Source organism: Frigidibacter sp. (genome assembly GCF_030695035.1).
Taxonomy (GTDB): Bacteria; Pseudomonadota; Alphaproteobacteria; order Rhodobacterales; family Rhodobacteraceae; genus Frigidibacter.
This window is the reverse complement of record NZ_JAUYTT010000011.1, coordinates 76,661-91,501: the sequence shown is the minus strand read 5'-3', so window position 1 is coordinate 91,501 and position 14,841 is coordinate 76,661. Positions and strand designations below refer to the sequence as shown.

Sequence of the window (14,841 nt, the reverse complement as noted above, 5' to 3'; positions counted from 1 at the left end):
GACCTTGCGACCACCGAGATCAACACCCATGTGCTGGACGAACGGCTAACCGCGCTGGTCATGGACCACCACCCGCTGGCAAAGCGCTAAGCGACTTGCATTCGTTCTGGCCCAAATATCCTCGGGGGTGAATTTGCGCGCAGCGCAAAGAGGGGGCTGAAAGCCCCCTCCCTCCCTTTCTTCCGGCGCTCAGAAGTGGATCGCGCGCCCGTAAGCGTCCAGCACCGATTCGTGCATCATCTCGCTCAGCGTCGGATGCGGGAACACTGTCTGCATCAGCTCGGCCTCGGTCGTCTCCAGCGTGCGGCCGATCACATAGCCCTGAATCAGCTCGGTCACTTCCGCCCCGACCATATGCGCGCCAAGAAGCTCGCCGGTCTTGGCGTCGAAGATGGTCTTGACCAGCCCTTCCGCCTCACCCAGAGCAATCGCCTTGCCATTGCCGATGAAGGGGAAGCGGCCGACGCGGATCTCGATCCCCGCCTCTTTCGCCTTCGCCTCGGTCATGCCGACGCTGGCGATCTGCGGGTGGCAATAGGTGCAGCCGGCGATGGAGCCCGGCTTGATCGGATGGGGATGGCCGCCGCCGATCAGTTCGGCCACCATCACGCCCTCATGGCTGGCCTTGTGTGCGAGCCAGGGTGCGCCGGCGATGTCGCCGATGGCATAGAGCCCGTCGACGCCGGTGCGGCAGAACTCATCGGTGATCACATGGGTGCGGTCGATCTTCACGCCAAGCGCTTCCAGCCCGAGCCCCTCGACATTGCCGACGATGCCGACGGCGGAAATCACCGTGTCGAACTCCATCGTCTCGGTCTTGCCGGCGCTTTCCAGATGCGCGACGACGCCCTTGCCGGGGGTGCGGTCCAGCGTCTTGACCGTGGTCTTTTCCAGGATCTTCATGCCCTGCTTCACGAACTGCTTCTTCGCAAAGGCGGCAATCTCGGCATCCTCGACGGGCAGCACCCGGTCCATCACCTCGACGACAGTGGTATCCGCACCCAGCGTGTTGAAGAAGCTGGCAAACTCGATGCCGATGGCGCCGGATCCGATCACCAGCAGCTTTTTCGGCATCCGTTTGGCCACCAGTGCATCGCGGTAGCCCCAGACCAGATCGCCATCGGGCTCCAGCCCCGGCAGCTCGCGCCCGCGCGCGCCGGTCGCCAGCACGATGGATTTCGCCGCCAGATCCTCGGTGCCCTTGTCAGTCTTGACGCGGACCTGGCCCTTGGCCGGGATCGTCGCGGTGCCCATGAACACGGTGATCTTGTTCTTCTTCATCAGGTGGGCGATGCCCGAGGAGAGCTGCTTGGCCACCCCGCGCGAGCGTTTCACCACCTCGGCGAGGTCGAAGGAAATCCCCTCGGCCTTCAGCCCGAATTCCTTGGCGCGGTGCATCAGGTGGAACACCTCGGCCGAGCGCAGCAGCGCCTTGGTCGGGATGCAGCCCCAGTTGAGGCAGATGCCGCCAAGCGTCTCGCGCTCGACAATGGCGACCTTGAGCCCCAGCTGCGCGCCGCGGATGGCGGCCACATAGCCGCCCGGGCCGGCGCCGATCACGATCATGTCGAATGTCTGGGCCGCCATGTCTTCCTCCTGCTGCGAAGATAGTTTGGCCTTAAACTATTTTTGGGCGCGGTTCAACGCCGCTGCACATGCGGCCTATGCGCCATCCGCGGCCTGCACCTCGCGCAGCGCCGCGCCGTAGCCGCCTTCGGCAATAAACGCTGCCTCGGCCTCGGTCGTCTCGCGCCCCAAGGCCGCATTGCGATAGGGGAAGCGGCCGAAGCGCAGGATCACCAGCGCATGGGCGCGCGCGTGCTGCAGGGTGCCGGCACCGGTTTCCGGCATCCGGTCCACCACAAGCTGCTGGCAGCGGGCCTGATCGGCAAGCGCTTCGGAATGCATGAAGGGCAGGTAGAAGAACTGCCGCAGCGGTTCGGCGACGGCACTGTCCCAGCCGGCATCCGTCGCCACGCGGGCCGCAGCCAGCGCCTGCGCATCGGTGGCAAAGCTGCGCGCGTCGCCGCGGAACATGTTGCGCGGGAACTGGTCGGTCAGGATGATGTAGCCAAGGCTGCCCTCGGCACCCTCGATCCAATGCTCACGCTCGCCGGCCAGTGCCGCCTCCCAGTCCGGCAGGAAGGCGTCGCGGATCTGCGCGTCCTGCGCGGGTTCAACCGCATACCAGCCCGCCGGGCCGATCCCCGCCCAATAGGCGAGAATGTCTTGGGTGCTTGCCATGGTCGTCTCCTCCTCAGCGCGGATGTCCAGCCTGACAGAGCGGGGCGGCGATGGCCAGAGCCGGTCCCCCTTCGGTCAGCCGCGCTCTGGCTCTCCGGTCGGCCGCTCAGGATCGAAGCCGGGATCGGAGGTGAGGTCGGGCTCGGGCGCGCCGATCTCGGCCTCCGCCTCCCCACCCGGATCGGGGTTCTGCGGGCCGCCCTCTTGCGCGGCGCCAAGCGCAGCCTCCACCGCCAGCGACGAGGCGGTGGGCGACAGTGCGGCGAAGGCGCCAGTCTGGTCCGAGGCGAGCGCCGGGCGCCGCGTCATCCGGTAGCCAGCATAGGCCGCCAGCAGCAGCATCAGCGACGCGATATAAAGGAAGAAGCCCGAGGGCCCCATCTGCGCCATGATCCAGCCGGTCAGCAGCGGGCCGCCGATGGCGCCGAGGCCGTTGATGAACAGCAGCCCCGCCGACGCGGCAGCCATGTCGGAATTGTCCAGAAAGTCATTCGTATAGGCGACCAGCAGCGAATAGAGCGGGTTGGACACGCCACCCGCCACCATCGCCACACCCAGCAGCACGCTGAAGGGCACATCGACCAGCACCGGCACCATCATCACCGCCGCCGCCACCAGCGTCATCGCCACGATCAGCTGCCGCCGGTCCATCCGGTCCGAGGCCCAGCCGATGGGATATTGCAGCACCAGCCCCCCCAGATAGATTGCCGCGATGAACAGCGAGATCTGCGGAACCGTCATCCCCGCCTGCGTGCCGAAGACCGACGCCATGCCCCAGAGCGCGGCAAAGATGCCACCCACAAGGAACATGCCGACGCAGCCAAGGGGCGAGGCTTCATAGAGCCGCCGGAAGCTCAGCGGCTTGGTCGATTCGAAAGCCGGGGCCTGCCCAGCGCTAAGCAGGATCGGGGTGAAGGCCAAGGACACCAGCACCGAGGGGATCACGAACAGGATGAAGCCCGACGGATCGCCAAAGGCCATCAACCCCTGCGCGGCGATGATGCCGATCATCTGCACGATCATGTAGGCCGACAGCGCCTGCCCGCGGTTCTCATTGGTCGAGGCGTTGTTCAGCCAGCTTTCCGCGGTGATGTAGACGCCCGAGAAGCTGAACCCGATCACCACCCGCATCAGCGTCCAGGCGATCCAGTCGGGGGCGACGGCATACATCACCAACACCGCCGAGATCAAAGATCCAAGCGCCGCGAACACCCGGACATGGCCGACACGGCGGATCAACTCCGGCGTCATCCGGCTGCCGAACAGGAACCCGGCGAAATAGGCCGACATCACCACCGACATCTGCAGGGTCGAGAATCCCTCGATACCGCCGCGGATACCCAGCAAGGTGCCCTGCATGCCGTTGCCCAGCATGAACAGCATCACGCCAAGCAGCAGCGCCCATGAATTTCGCAGAACCTCGATCATCGTCAGCCTCTGGCAAGAAGGCCCCCAGAGCTACGCGAGGGCGGGGTGAAAAGCAAATGCAGCGGCGGCGGATTACGCGCCGGCAATGGGCAGGTCGGGGCTGTCCCACGCATCAGGGATCAGCAGCGAGGCATCGCCATATGAGAAGAAGCGGTAACCGCTGTTTGTGGCGTGCTCGTAAATGCGCCGGATGCGGTCCTGCCCCATCAGCGCGGAGACCAGCATCAGCAGCGTCGATTTCGGCAGGTGGAAGTTGGTCATCAGCGCATCGGTGACCCGGAACCGATAGCCCGGATAGATGAAGATGTCGGTGCTGCCCTGCCAGGGGTGCAGCACGCCGTCCGCGCCCGCCGCGCTCTCGATCAGCCGCAGCGCGGTGGTGCCGACCGGGATAACACGCCCGCCCGCGGCGCGGGTGGCGTTGATCGCGGCAGCAGCGGCGGGGGTGACCTCGCCCCATTCGGCATGCATCCGGTGCGTCGCCACATCATCCACCTTCACCGGCAGGAAGGTGCCGGCGCCGACATGCAGGGTGACTTCCGTGAACTCCACCCCCCGCGCCTGCAGCGCCTGCAGCAAGGGCGCGTCGAAATGCAGGCTGGCCGTGGGCGCGGCGACGGCGCCGGAATGGCGCGCGAAGACCGGCTGGTAATCGTCGCGGTCCTGCGCATCGGGGGCGCGCAGGGCGGCGATATAGGGCGGCAGCGGCATGTCGCCCGCCTCGGCCAGCGCGGCGTCGAAATCCGGGCCGGCACAGTTGAAGGCCAGCGTCAGGCGGCCATCGGCGATGCCGGTCACCTCGGCGGCCAGCGCGTCCGAGAAGCGGATGGTCTCCCCCGGCTTCAGCTTGCGCAGCGGTTTGGCCAGCGCGGACCATTCGCCGCCCGGCGTCGGCTCCAGCAGCGTCACCTCGATCTTCGCGACGCCCTCACCCTGCGCGCCGGGCCGCGTGCGGGTGCCGTTCAGCCGGGCCGGGATCACGCGCGTGTTGTTCAGCACCAGCCGGTCGCCGGGGCGCAGGATGTCCGGCAGGTCGGCGACGCTGCGGTCGGCGATGCCATTGCCTTCCGCCAGCAGCAACCGCGCCGAGGACCGCGGCTTGGCGGGCCGCGTGGCGATCAGCGCCTCGGGCAGGTGGAAGTCGAAATCAGAAAGCTTCACGAGGTGTATCCTTACTGCGTGACCCGGGGCGGATCGCTGCGGAAGATCTCGCGGAAGATCCCCGGCGTCAGGATCGACAGCGGGTTGACACTGACCGCCGGCGCCTTGGCAGTGCCCGAGATGGTATAGTTGAAGCCGAACAGCCCCTCGCCCCGGCGCGAGACGATCTGGCCGAGGGCATTGACCATATAGAGCGGCGACACCACCCCCCGCAGCTCCATCCGCCCCGATTTCAGCCCGTAAACCCCCGACATCGACACGCCAAGCGAGGCGCCCATGGCGGCGCTTTCCACAATCTCCACCCGGTCGGGCGACAGGGTGAAGCGGCCATCCACCGTGTTGAACAGCAACCCCTCGCCGCCCATCTGCTCCAGAAGCCCGATCACGCTGACGGCGCTGAGAAGTTCGGCCAGCACCGGCGCGTCCTGCACGCGCAAGTCGCGGACCGCGAGCGCGCCGTCATAGCTGCCCTTGCCGGTGCCGCGCGGGGTCAGCACCAGATCCATCACCCCGCCCCGGGCGCGCGAGAAGATGCCGGTGGCGCGGAACACCGCGCCCGCGTCTTGCGATTGCAGCCGCACGCCAGTGCGGCCAGAGCCGCGGGTCGGGGCGACGGTGCCCGACACCTCGGCCGCGCCATTGACCAGCCCCGTGAAGCGGCCCGAAAAGCCACCCTGGCTGGAGAACTCGCCGCGCAGCCGCTGCAGCGACAGGGTTTCCGACACGGTCAGCCGGTCCAGCGCGATCTGGATTGGCGGGCTGTCCCCGCCGCCGCCGCCACTCCCGCTGCCGAACTCGGCGCGGCGCAGGTCGGCCGTGCCGCCGGTGACGACCACGGCAGGCGCCCTGCCCTGACCGCGGCCCCGCAGCTCTACCCCGCCATTGAACCAGCCGCCTACCTGCACCTGCGGCAGCCGCACCGCCTCGAGCCCGCCACCCGCCTGCAACGCGACAGAGCCATTGGCCGACAGCCCCGCCGCCTCGATCTTGAGCGCGTCGACCGAGGGCGGGCTTCCCAGCCGGCCCGACACGTCCAGCGAGCCCGTCTGCGCGGCCCCCTTCGACCAGCCAATCTCGGGGATCGCCAGCGCCACGCGGTTCAGGTCCGACCGCAGGCGGAACGCGGGCGGCGAGTCTTTCGCCAGATCGATGGTGATATCCCCGATGCCCTCGCCCCGCACCATGCCCTCCGGCAGCCCGATGCCAAAGGCCTTGAGGAACCGCGGCGACAGTTCCACCGTGCCATCGAGGCGCGAGCGGCCCTGCTGCTCCTGCCCGAACTCCTGCCGCCAGGCCATGCGGAACGGCACGCCGGAAATCGTGCCCGGCCCCGACAGCGTCATCCCCTGCCGGTTCGCCCGCAGATCGAGCCCCTCCGACCGCACCTCGCGCCCCGCCACCACCTTGTCCGACCGTACCTCGGTCAACCGCGCAGTCACGTCATACTCCACATCCTCGGGCCGCACCCGCGGCGCGAGGGTCAGCTTCAGCTTCGCCTCGGCCTCGGCCCGCCCCTCGGCAATGTCGATGCCGCGCCCGGCCCTTTGCATGATGCGGAAGGGCGGCTCGTCCAGCAGCGACAGCGCCGCGCTGATGGTCGAGGCGGTGCGCAGCACAATCTCCACCGGCGCCGGCTTTTGCTCGATATCGGGCACCGTCATCACCGATCCGGCCATATCCACCGGCTCGCCATTGGGCGCGACCACATGGCCGCGATCCACCACCAGCGTATGCGCGTTGTCCGCGATGGTGGCATAGCCGCTGCCATCTTGCACCGGCGGCAGGGTTTTCAGCACCCGCACCTCGGCGCCGCGGAAGGCATAGTCCAGCGACATCCGCGGCTCGGTCCCCGGCTTCAGCCGCACCGCGGCGCGCACGTCAAAGAGCTCGCCCGTGGTGACATTCTCGGCGATCCAGCGGCGCGTTCCCGGCACCAGAGTCACCGGCCACAGTGCAAGCAGCCGGTCATGGGCCACCGCGTCCAGCGTCACGTCCAGCGCCATGTCCCAGCCCTCGGCATCGGCACTGGCGGTGCCATCCGCAGCGATACGGCGCCCTCCCTCATCCACCAGCACGAATTGCCCGATGCTCAGCTGGAACGGATCGAGCGTCAGCTTCAGGTCCATCGCGCCGCTTTGAAAGGCAATCGGCGTCTCGAACAGCCCCAACGGATCGGCCAGCAGATCCGACAGCGCCACCTGCGCCACAAGGCCGGTCGGGAAGCCGGTCTCCATCCCCTGCAGCCAGGCGCGCGCGGTGCCGCGGGCGCGCAGGGCGGCGCTTTCCACCGTCACCTCGCGGAAGTCGATCATCGCCGCAGCGGGGTCATAGCTGAAATAGAGCTTCGCCCCCTCGAAGGCCACGGGCCGCACGCCCTCCACAGGGCGCAGCGCGCCGGTCCCGATCTCCAGCGTGCCATCCATCTGGCCGACCCGCCCCTGCGCATCCACGCCCGAGCGGAACGCGCCCGAGATCGGCGCATCCAGCACCGCCAGCCAGGCCAGCGCTGGCGCCTGCGCGGCCAGATCGGCGGCGGGCACGCGGGTGACGGTGGCGCCGAAACTCGCCTCGGGCCCGGTCTTGGAGCTGGTCAGCGACAGCTGCGCCGAGGCCGGCTCCTCGCCCTCGCCCGCAACTTCAAACGACAGGCCAATGGCCAGATCCGCGATGTCCTGCGTCAGGCTCAGCCGCCCGTTCGACACGATCCAGCGCTGGCCTGCGCGCTGGTCGTCCAGCACGATGCCAAGGTCATCGGCCTCGATCCGCGCAATCCCGGCCAGCACCGGCAGCGCGAAGACCTCCTCCAGCGCCTCCAGCCCCTCGGGCAGCGAGCCGATATGACGCGCGCCCGCCGCGGCGCCCTGCATGAAGGCAAGGTCGAGTGCCCCGTCGGGCGTGCGCCGCAGCATCACCTGTGCGCCTGAAATCCGAAGGCTGCGCGGCTCCAGCCGGCCCCGCAGCAGCGGCTTCGGCCAGAAGCTGGCGCGCAGTTCCGGCAGCAGTGCCACCGGCGCACCGCCCGAGCGGATCTCGACCCCGCGCAGGCGCACCCGCGGCACGAAACGCGCGTCCACCAGCAGCTCGACCGCACCAAGCTTCATCGTCCCGGCGGGCGAGCCCGCGGGGGAGGACATGGCAAGGTTGATCCGCGCCTCGATCCGCTCCACCGCCCAGGAGGGCAGCAGAATCGGCCGGCCGGTCAGCGCCATCACCCCGAAGCCCGAGGCGGCCATGATCAGCGCAAGGCTCAGCAGCAGCCACAGCCCAAGGCGGCCCCTGCGGCGGCGCGCGGGCGGCAGGACAGCCGTCTGCCGGCCCGCCTCCCCGTCCCGCAGCTCATCCTCGCCCGCTGTCATTCCGCGCTTGTCCGCCTCATTCATAGGGTCCGAACGCGCAAACCCCGCGCCCCGGTCCGCTTGCCCTTTATCTTTGCCCCGGCTGCATTAAAACCCGAAGTCGAACAGACACGCAAAGGATCACGGCGAGATGATCGACACTGTCCAGATCGAACCCGGCACCCCGGCCCCCGATTTCACCCTGCCCCGCGATGGCGGGGGCACCGTCACCCTTTCGGCCCTGCGCCCGCAAAAGGTGGTGCTCTACTTCTATCCCAAGGACGACACCCCCGGCTGCACCACCGAAGCGCTGGATTTCTCGCGCCTGCAAGAGGAATTTGCGGCGGCGGGCACCGTGGTCATCGGCCTCTCGAAGGACAGTGTGAAGGCGCATGACAAGTTCTGCGCCAAGCACGGGCTGGGGGTGATCCTGGTCTCCGACGAGGCCGCGGATACCTGCGAGCGCTACGGCGTCTGGGCCGAGAAGAACATGTACGGCAAGACCTATATGGGCATCGAGCGCAGCACCGTGCTGATCGACGGCACGGGGAATATCGCCCGCATCTGGCGCAAGGTGAAGGTGCCGGGCCATGCCGCCGAGGTGCTGGACGCGGCCCGCGCGCTGTGAACGCGCAAGATGAGCAGGATGGCACTGTGAGCGCCGCAACGCTGACCACGATGGCGGTGGAGGTCCTCTCCACCGCCGATGGCCGCGCCAAGACGGCGCTCAGCCACGCCCATGCCGCGCGCTGGCTCGCTGCCCGCGCCGCCGGCACGCCGATCCCGGTCGGCGCCGCGACCCCGCCGCAGCGCCCCGCGCGGCCGGTGAAGCCCGACCTGCTGCCGCCGCGCGACGTGCCCCGCCGCCGCACCGGCAGCCTTGAGGGGCGCATCGCCCTCCTCCACGCCGTCGCGCATATCGAGCTGAACGCGGTCGATCTGCACTGGGACATCATCGCCCGCTTCGGCGGTTCCCCCATGCCGATGGGCTTCTACGATGACTGGGTGAAGGCGGCGGATGAGGAGTCCAAGCACTTCAACCTGCTTTGCGACCGGCTCGAGGCGATGGGCAGCTTCTACGGCGCCCTGCCCGCCCATGCCGGCATGTGGCAAGCCGCCGAGGATACCGCCGAGGATCTGCAGGGCCGCCTCGCCGTGGTGCCGATGGTGCTCGAAGCGCGCGGGCTCGACGTGACCCCCGGCATGATCGACATCTTCACCAAGGCCGGCGAGGCCGAAACCGTCGCCGCGCTGCAGGTGATCTATGCCGAAGAGGTCGGCCATGTCGCCTATGGCTCCAAATGGTTCAACTGGCTCTGCGGCCGCGAGGGGAGCGATCCCAAGGAGGTATTCCACAGCCTCGTGCGCCGCTACTTCCACGGCACCCTCAAGCCGCCCTTCAACGAGGAAAAGCGCGCCGAGGCCGGCCTGCCGCCCGACTTCTATTGGCCGCTGACCGAAGACGCGGACTGACCTGCAAGAAACGCCGGTCTTCCCCTTTGCTTTTTAGAAATATCCTCGGGGGGCTCCGGGGGGCAGACAGCCCCCCGGCTTCCTTGGCAACGGGGCACACAGCCCCCACCTTTGCGCCCCCTGCCCGTTCGGGCACCCGTTTCGGCGGCATTCCGCCCAAAACCGGCAGGAAGCTGCGACAATCCCGCCACGCCCGCGCAAAAAGATTGCCCTGCCGCCCCCCCGGTTGCTAAGCCCCGTCTCGGATGAGGGCAATAAAGGACCAGGGCGCGTGCCGAAACGGATACTGCACCGAGTCAACACGGCGCTCGCGCGTCACCTGCCGGAACAACGCCTGTTCCTGCGTTCCGATACCGAAACAAGGTTCATCCGGCTGCGGCCGCTGACCCAGGCACTGGTTCTGTCCTCGAGCGGGCTCGTGCTCGCCTGGACGATCATCGCCACCGCGATTCTGCTGATGGATTCGATCGGCTCGGGCACTGCCCGCGATCAGGCGGCCCGCAAGCAATCGGTCTATGAAACCCGGCTCGACACCATCGCCCGCGAACGCGATGCCCGCGCCGAGGAAGCCGTCGCCGCGCAGGAACGCTTCGCTGTGGCCCTCCAGCAGGTCTCGACCATGCAATCGGCGCTGCTCGACTCGGAAGAGCGGCGGCGCGAGCTGGAAACCGGGATCGACGTGATCCAGTCCACCCTGCGCCGCACCATGGGCGAACGCGACACCGCCCGCACCGAGGCCAAGGTGGCAAGTGCCGCGCTGGCCGGCGAGGTCGAGGCGACGGGTCTTGCCCGCACCGGCGACCTGGTGGCGACGCTCGACATCCTGTCCAATACCCTGGGCGAGACCGCGGCCGAGCGTGACCAGAAGATTGCCGAGGCCGAGGTCAGCCGTGCCGAGACCGAAACCATCGCCTATGAAAAACGGCTGATGGAAGAGCGCAACGATGAGATATTCAACGCCCTCGAAGACGCGATCACCGTCTCGATGGACCCGCTCGACAAGGTGTTCAAATCCGCCGGCCTCAACCCCGACGATCTGATCAGCCAGGTGCAGCGCGGCTATTCGGGCCAGGGCGGGCCGTGGACGCCGATCGCCATGTCGGCCAAGAACGACCCCACCGCCAGCGTCGATGAGGCCCGCGCCGCAAGGTTGCTGGAAGGGTTCGACCGGCTCAACGTCTACCGCATCGCGGCCGAGCGCGTGCCGCTGGCGATGCCGCTGCAATCGGCCTTCCGCTTCACCTCACCCTTCGGCACCCGCTGGGGCAGGCTCCATGCCGGGATCGACCTTGCCGGCGCTTACGGCTCGCCGATCTACGCCACCGCCGACGGGGTGGTCAGCCATGCCGGCTGGATGTCGGGTTACGGCCGACTGGTCACCATCAAGCACCAGTTCGGCATCGAGACCCGCTATGGCCATATGGCCCAAATCCGCGTGAATGTCGGGGATAGGGTCTCGCGCGGGGACAGGATCGGTGATATGGGCAATTCCGGACGCTCCACCGGCACCCATCTTCACTACGAGGTGCGCACCGGGGGCTCACCAGTCAATCCCATGACGTTCATCAAGGCGGGAAGAGATGTTTTCTAAAAGCAGGATCAACGAACCCGGTCCCAAGACTGCCGGGACCGAGACCGACAAGCCCAAGGCCCCGGAAACCGCGTTGGCCCGGACTTCGACCGACTACACCCCGCCCAGTTCGCCCAAGATCAAGCCGGCCGCCTCTGTGCTGTCATCGGACCTCTTGATCACCGGCAATATCAAGACCAGCGGCGACATCCAGATCGAAGGCACGGTCGAGGGCGATATCCGCGCCCACCTGCTGACGGTCGGCGAAAGCGCCACCATACGCGGCGAGATCGTCGCCGATGACATCGTCGTCAACGGCCGTGTCGTCGGCCGGGTGCGCGGTCTGAAAGTGCGGCTGACCTCCTCGGCACGGGTCGAGGGTGACATCATCCACAAGACCATCGCCATCGAAAGCGGCGCGCATTTCGAAGGCTCGGTGCAGCGGCAGGACGATCCGCTCGCCAATGGCGTGACCCCGAAACTGGCCCCGCCGGTTCCGCAGGAATAATCGGACGGGCCTTCGGGCCCTGGCCGAAATGATCAAGGGCGGTGCCGATGGGCGCCGCCCTTTGGCGTTCAACGCTTTGGGAGGCTCCCGCCATGTTGAAGCTCGACCACCTCACCGTGATCGCCCCCACTTTGACCGAAGGGGTGGCGCATGTCCGGGCCTGCCTGGGCCTCGACGTGCCGTTCGGCAGCCGGCACGGTTACATGGGCACCCACAATCACCGTCTGCAGCTGGGGGCCTCGGTCTATCTGGAGATCGTCGCGCTCGACCCCGAGGGCACGGCGCCGGGCCGGGCCCGCTGGTTCGGGCTCGATGACCAGAGGCAGGTGCGCGCCGACTGGGAGGAAGGCCGCCGCCTGCGCGGCTGGGTCGCCAATGCCGAGGGGTTGGAGACCGTCGTCGCGGGCCACGGGGCAATTTTTGGCGAGGTCGTCACGCTGCCGCCGGACGATCCAAGCTTCGCCTTCACCATCCCAAGGGATGGCTCGCTGCCGCTGGACGGCGCCGCCCCCTCGATCATCGACCACCGCGGCGATGCCAGCTACATCGCCACCATCCCCGATCTTGGCGCGCGGCTGGCCACGTTCACGCTGGAGCACCCGGACCCGGCAGGCATCGAGGCGCTGCTGCGCGCCTTGGCCATCGACCGCCCGCCGGTGGTCTTGCAGGGCCCGAGGCTGCGATACCGGGCGCTGATCGAAACGCCGGCCGGGATGCGGGAGCTGACCTGATCCCTGCACAAAGCCGCCTAACGCCGCTCGGCCTGCCAAGGGCGTCTTCCAGAATTTCGGCCGTCGACGAAATTCTGATGTGCCCGCCCTCCGGGGGCGGGCACATGCGTGCCCACCTGGGCGGTCCCATCAGAATTTGGCACCCTTCGGACCAAGCTTCACCCCCCTTGCCCTGCGGCTTGCGCCTTCGGGCAACCGGCGCGGGTGACTTGCCACTGGCAAGTCCCCTGATCGCGCCAGAAACAGCTCTCAAACCCGGCAGTAGGGCCTCACTCCCCCAGCAGCCGCCGATACATATGCCATGTCGCGTGCCCCAGCACCGGCAGCACCACGAACAGCCCCAGGAACATCGGCACCATCGCCGCGAACAGCAGCCCGGCGATCACCGCACCCCAGACCGCCATCACCGCCACATTCGCCGTCACCGCCTGCACGCTGCGGATCATCGCCGAGACGAAATCCACCTCGCGGTCCAGCAGCATCGGCAGCCCGCCAGCCGTCACCGAAAACAGCACCGTCGCGAAGGCCGCGCCGACAGCGCTGCCCACCGCCAGCATGATCAGGCCATTGCCCGTCCACAGCACCTCGAAGGACGAGGACACATTGGTCATCGCCGACAGGCCCATGAACAGCGCGAAGATCGTATGCGCCACGAACACCCAGAACATGAACATCAAGAGGATCAGCATCGCCATCGACGGCACCTGCCGCTGGCGCTGCGCGAAGACCACCCCCAGCACGCCCGGCCAGTCCAGCGCCTGCCCCGCCTCCAGCCGCCGGCTCACCTCATAAAGCCCGGTCGCGGCAAAGGGCGCCAGCAGTGGGAAGCCGACAAAGACCGGGATCAGCCACCAATCGGCCCCCGCCGCGGTATAGACCTGCCACATCACCACGCCGCCAAGCACATAGACCGCCGAGAAGAACAGCCCGAACAGCGGCGCGCGGGTGAAATCCCGCCAGCCCGCCGCCAGCACCGCGCCGATATCGGCCAGCCGCACCTCCTGCACCTCGGGCAGCGGCGAGGCCGCCGTCGCCTGCACCACGTCTTCTTGCACCATCACTGCGCCCTCCCCTGCGTTTCCGCAACGCTACGCGCGCCGGCTGATTCCCCGCAAGCGCCGCTCGCACGCCGTGGACAAGCCCCCCGCAACGGCATAGCGATACCCGCATGACCCGCGCGCGCTTCCTTGACCGGACCACCCCGCCCCATATCGCCACCCTGGTCCTGCTCTCGGGCCTCGGCGCGCTGAACATGAACATGTTCCTGCCCTCGCTGCCCGGCATGGCCCGCGATTTCGGGGTGGAATACAGCGTGATGCAGCTGTCGGTCTCGGCCTATCTGGCGGTGTCGGCGGTGGTGCAGCTGCTGGTCGGACCGCTGTCGGACCGCTATGGCCGCCGCCCGGTGATCCTTGGCGCGCTGACCATCTTCGTGCTGGCGACGCTTGGCACGCTGCTGGCGCCCAACGCGGGGGTGTTCCTCGGCTTCCGGATGATGCAGGCCTCGGTCGTCACCGGCCTCGTCCTTAGCCGCGCGGTGGTGCGGGACATGGTGCCGGGGCCGCAAGCCGCCTCGATGATCGGCTATGTCACCATGGGCATGTCGCTGGCGCCGATGCTGGGCCCGATTGCGGGGGGCGCGCTGGATGAGGTATTCGGCTGGCGCGCGACCTTCATCACCCTCGGCGTCTCCGGCCTGCTGGTGCTGGCACTGATCTGGGCTGACCTCGGCGAGACCGGCCAGCGCGGCACTGGCAGCTTTGCCGATCAGGCGCGCCATTACCCCGAGCTGCTGACCTCGCGCCGCTTCTGGGGCTATGCGCTGGCGGCAACCACCTCATCCGGCGCGTTCTTCGCCTATATCGGCGGCGCGCCCTTTGTCGGGGCCGAGGTGTTCGGTCTCAGCCCGGCGGCTGTGGGGTATTACTTCGCCGCGCCCGCCATCGGCTATGCGCTTGGGAATTTCCTGTCGGGCCGCTACTCAGTGCGGCTGGGGATAGAGCGGATGGTGCTGGCCGGCGCCTTCGTCTCGACCCTGCCGCTAGCGGCGGCGCTGGCGCTGGATCTGGCCGGGATGAGCCACCCGCTGACCTTCTTCCCCTTCGTGGGCCTCATGGCGCTTGGCAATGGGTTGCTGCTGCCCAATGCCAATGCCGGGATGATGTCGGTGCGCCCCGAACTTGCCGGCACCGCCTCGGGCCTTGGAGGCACCATGACCATCGGCGGCGGCGCGGCGCTGGCGGCGCTCGCCGGCGCAGTGCTGAGCGTGGAGAGCGGGGCGACACCGCTGCTGATGCTGATGCTGGTCTCCTCGGCGGCCTCCATCCCGTCGATCCTCTGGGTGATGCGGCGCAAGAAGACGCTGGGGCTCTGATCCCGCCCCGCGCTGTA

The 14,841-nt window shown here is 68.1% G+C and carries 12 protein-coding genes; 6 read left to right on the top strand and 6 right to left on the bottom strand.

The features are described 5' to 3' along the window. Positions 1 to 189: 189 nt before the first annotated feature. The 5 genes from lpdA to Q8S30_RS11375 form a co-directional block, all read right to left on the bottom strand. Positions 190 to 1,587 (bottom strand): dihydrolipoyl dehydrogenase, encoded by a 1,398-nt coding sequence (gene lpdA / locus Q8S30_RS11395; protein ID WP_305666135.1) that lies wholly within the window; start codon positions 1,585 to 1,587, stop codon positions 190 to 192. Between the two features lie 75 nt (positions 1,588 to 1,662). Continuing rightward, positions 1,663 to 2,244: a DUF924 family protein gene (locus tag Q8S30_RS11390; protein ID WP_305666134.1), complete on the bottom strand. Its 582-nt coding sequence runs from the start codon at positions 2,242 to 2,244 to the stop codon at positions 1,663 to 1,665. 75 nt (positions 2,245 to 2,319) lie between these two features. Further along, complete coding sequence (locus Q8S30_RS11385; protein WP_305666133.1) at positions 2,320 to 3,672, bottom strand: MFS transporter; 1,353 nt, start codon at positions 3,670 to 3,672, stop codon at positions 2,320 to 2,322. 72 nt (positions 3,673 to 3,744) lie between these two features. Then, positions 3,745 to 4,833 carry a tRNA preQ1(34) S-adenosylmethionine ribosyltransferase-isomerase QueA gene (gene queA, locus Q8S30_RS11380; RefSeq protein WP_305666132.1) on the bottom strand — a complete coding sequence of 363 codons (1,089 nt, stop codon included), beginning with the start codon at positions 4,831 to 4,833 and terminating at the stop codon, positions 3,745 to 3,747. A gap of 11 nt (positions 4,834 to 4,844) precedes the next feature. Beyond that, positions 4,845 to 8,189: an AsmA-like C-terminal region-containing protein gene (locus tag Q8S30_RS11375; protein WP_305666131.1), complete on the bottom strand. Its 3,345-nt coding sequence runs from the start codon at positions 8,187 to 8,189 to the stop codon at positions 4,845 to 4,847. Positions 8,190 to 8,319: 130 nt separating this feature from the next. Between Q8S30_RS11375 and Q8S30_RS11370 the strand changes: the two genes are divergently transcribed. From Q8S30_RS11370 to Q8S30_RS11350, 5 genes are all read left to right on the top strand, one after another. Further along, positions 8,320 to 8,796, top strand: coding sequence for a peroxiredoxin (locus Q8S30_RS11370; protein ID WP_305666130.1), 477 nt, complete (start codon positions 8,320 to 8,322; stop codon positions 8,794 to 8,796). A gap of 50 nt (positions 8,797 to 8,846) precedes the next feature. Next, positions 8,847 to 9,641: a ferritin-like domain-containing protein gene (locus Q8S30_RS11365; protein WP_305666142.1), complete on the top strand. Its 795-nt coding sequence runs from the start codon at positions 8,847 to 8,849 to the stop codon at positions 9,639 to 9,641. Between the two features lie 271 nt (positions 9,642 to 9,912). After that, positions 9,913 to 11,232, top strand: coding sequence for a M23 family metallopeptidase (locus Q8S30_RS11360; RefSeq protein WP_305666129.1), 1,320 nt, complete (start codon positions 9,913 to 9,915; stop codon positions 11,230 to 11,232). Continuing rightward, complete coding sequence (locus Q8S30_RS11355) at positions 11,222 to 11,719, top strand: polymer-forming cytoskeletal protein (protein ID WP_305666128.1); 498 nt, start codon at positions 11,222 to 11,224, stop codon at positions 11,717 to 11,719. Before Q8S30_RS11360 ends, Q8S30_RS11355 begins: the two co-directional genes overlap by 11 nt. A 92-nt stretch (positions 11,720 to 11,811) precedes the next feature. Continuing rightward, the gene (locus Q8S30_RS11350; RefSeq protein ID WP_305666127.1) at positions 11,812 to 12,450 is read left to right on the top strand and encodes a VOC family protein; all 639 of its coding nucleotides are present in this window, start codon (positions 11,812 to 11,814) and stop codon (positions 12,448 to 12,450) included. Positions 12,451 to 12,719: 269 nt separating this feature from the next. On the opposite strand, the gene Q8S30_RS11345 is transcribed toward Q8S30_RS11350, so the two are convergent. Further along, entirely contained in the window at positions 12,720 to 13,508 is a 789-nt protein-coding gene (locus Q8S30_RS11345) for a DUF2189 domain-containing protein (protein WP_305666141.1), read from the bottom strand. Positions 13,509 to 13,618: 110 nt separating this feature from the next. Here Q8S30_RS11345 and Q8S30_RS11340 point away from each other — a divergent pair, with 110 nt between their 5' ends. Beyond that, positions 13,619 to 14,824, top strand: coding sequence for a multidrug effflux MFS transporter (locus Q8S30_RS11340; protein WP_305666126.1), 1,206 nt, complete (start codon positions 13,619 to 13,621; stop codon positions 14,822 to 14,824). Positions 14,825 to 14,841 lie beyond the last annotated feature (17 nt).

Coding starts and splice junctions, on each gene's coding strand:
- lpdA (WP_305666135.1), bottom strand. CDS start 1,587: ATGGCGGCCCAGACATTCGACATGATCGTGATCGGCGCCGGCCCGGGC.
- Q8S30_RS11390 (WP_305666134.1), bottom strand. CDS start 2,244: ATGGCAAGCACCCAAGACATTCTCGCCTATTGGGCGGGGATCGGCCCG.
- Q8S30_RS11385 (WP_305666133.1), bottom strand. CDS start 3,672: ATGATCGAGGTTCTGCGAAATTCATGGGCGCTGCTGCTTGGCGTGATG.
- Q8S30_RS11375 (WP_305666131.1), bottom strand. CDS start 8,189: ATGACAGCGGGCGAGGATGAGCTGCGGGACGGGGAGGCGGGCCGGCAG.
- Q8S30_RS11370 (WP_305666130.1), top strand. CDS start 8,320: ATGATCGACACTGTCCAGATCGAACCCGGCACCCCGGCCCCCGATTTC.
- Q8S30_RS11365 (WP_305666142.1), top strand. CDS start 8,847: ATGGCGGTGGAGGTCCTCTCCACCGCCGATGGCCGCGCCAAGACGGCG.
- Q8S30_RS11355 (WP_305666128.1), top strand. CDS start 11,222: ATGTTTTCTAAAAGCAGGATCAACGAACCCGGTCCCAAGACTGCCGGG.
- Q8S30_RS11350 (WP_305666127.1), top strand. CDS start 11,812: ATGTTGAAGCTCGACCACCTCACCGTGATCGCCCCCACTTTGACCGAA.
- Q8S30_RS11345 (WP_305666141.1), bottom strand. CDS start 13,508: ATGGTGCAAGAAGACGTGGTGCAGGCGACGGCGGCCTCGCCGCTGCCC.
- Q8S30_RS11340 (WP_305666126.1), top strand. CDS start 13,619: ATGACCCGCGCGCGCTTCCTTGACCGGACCACCCCGCCCCATATCGCC.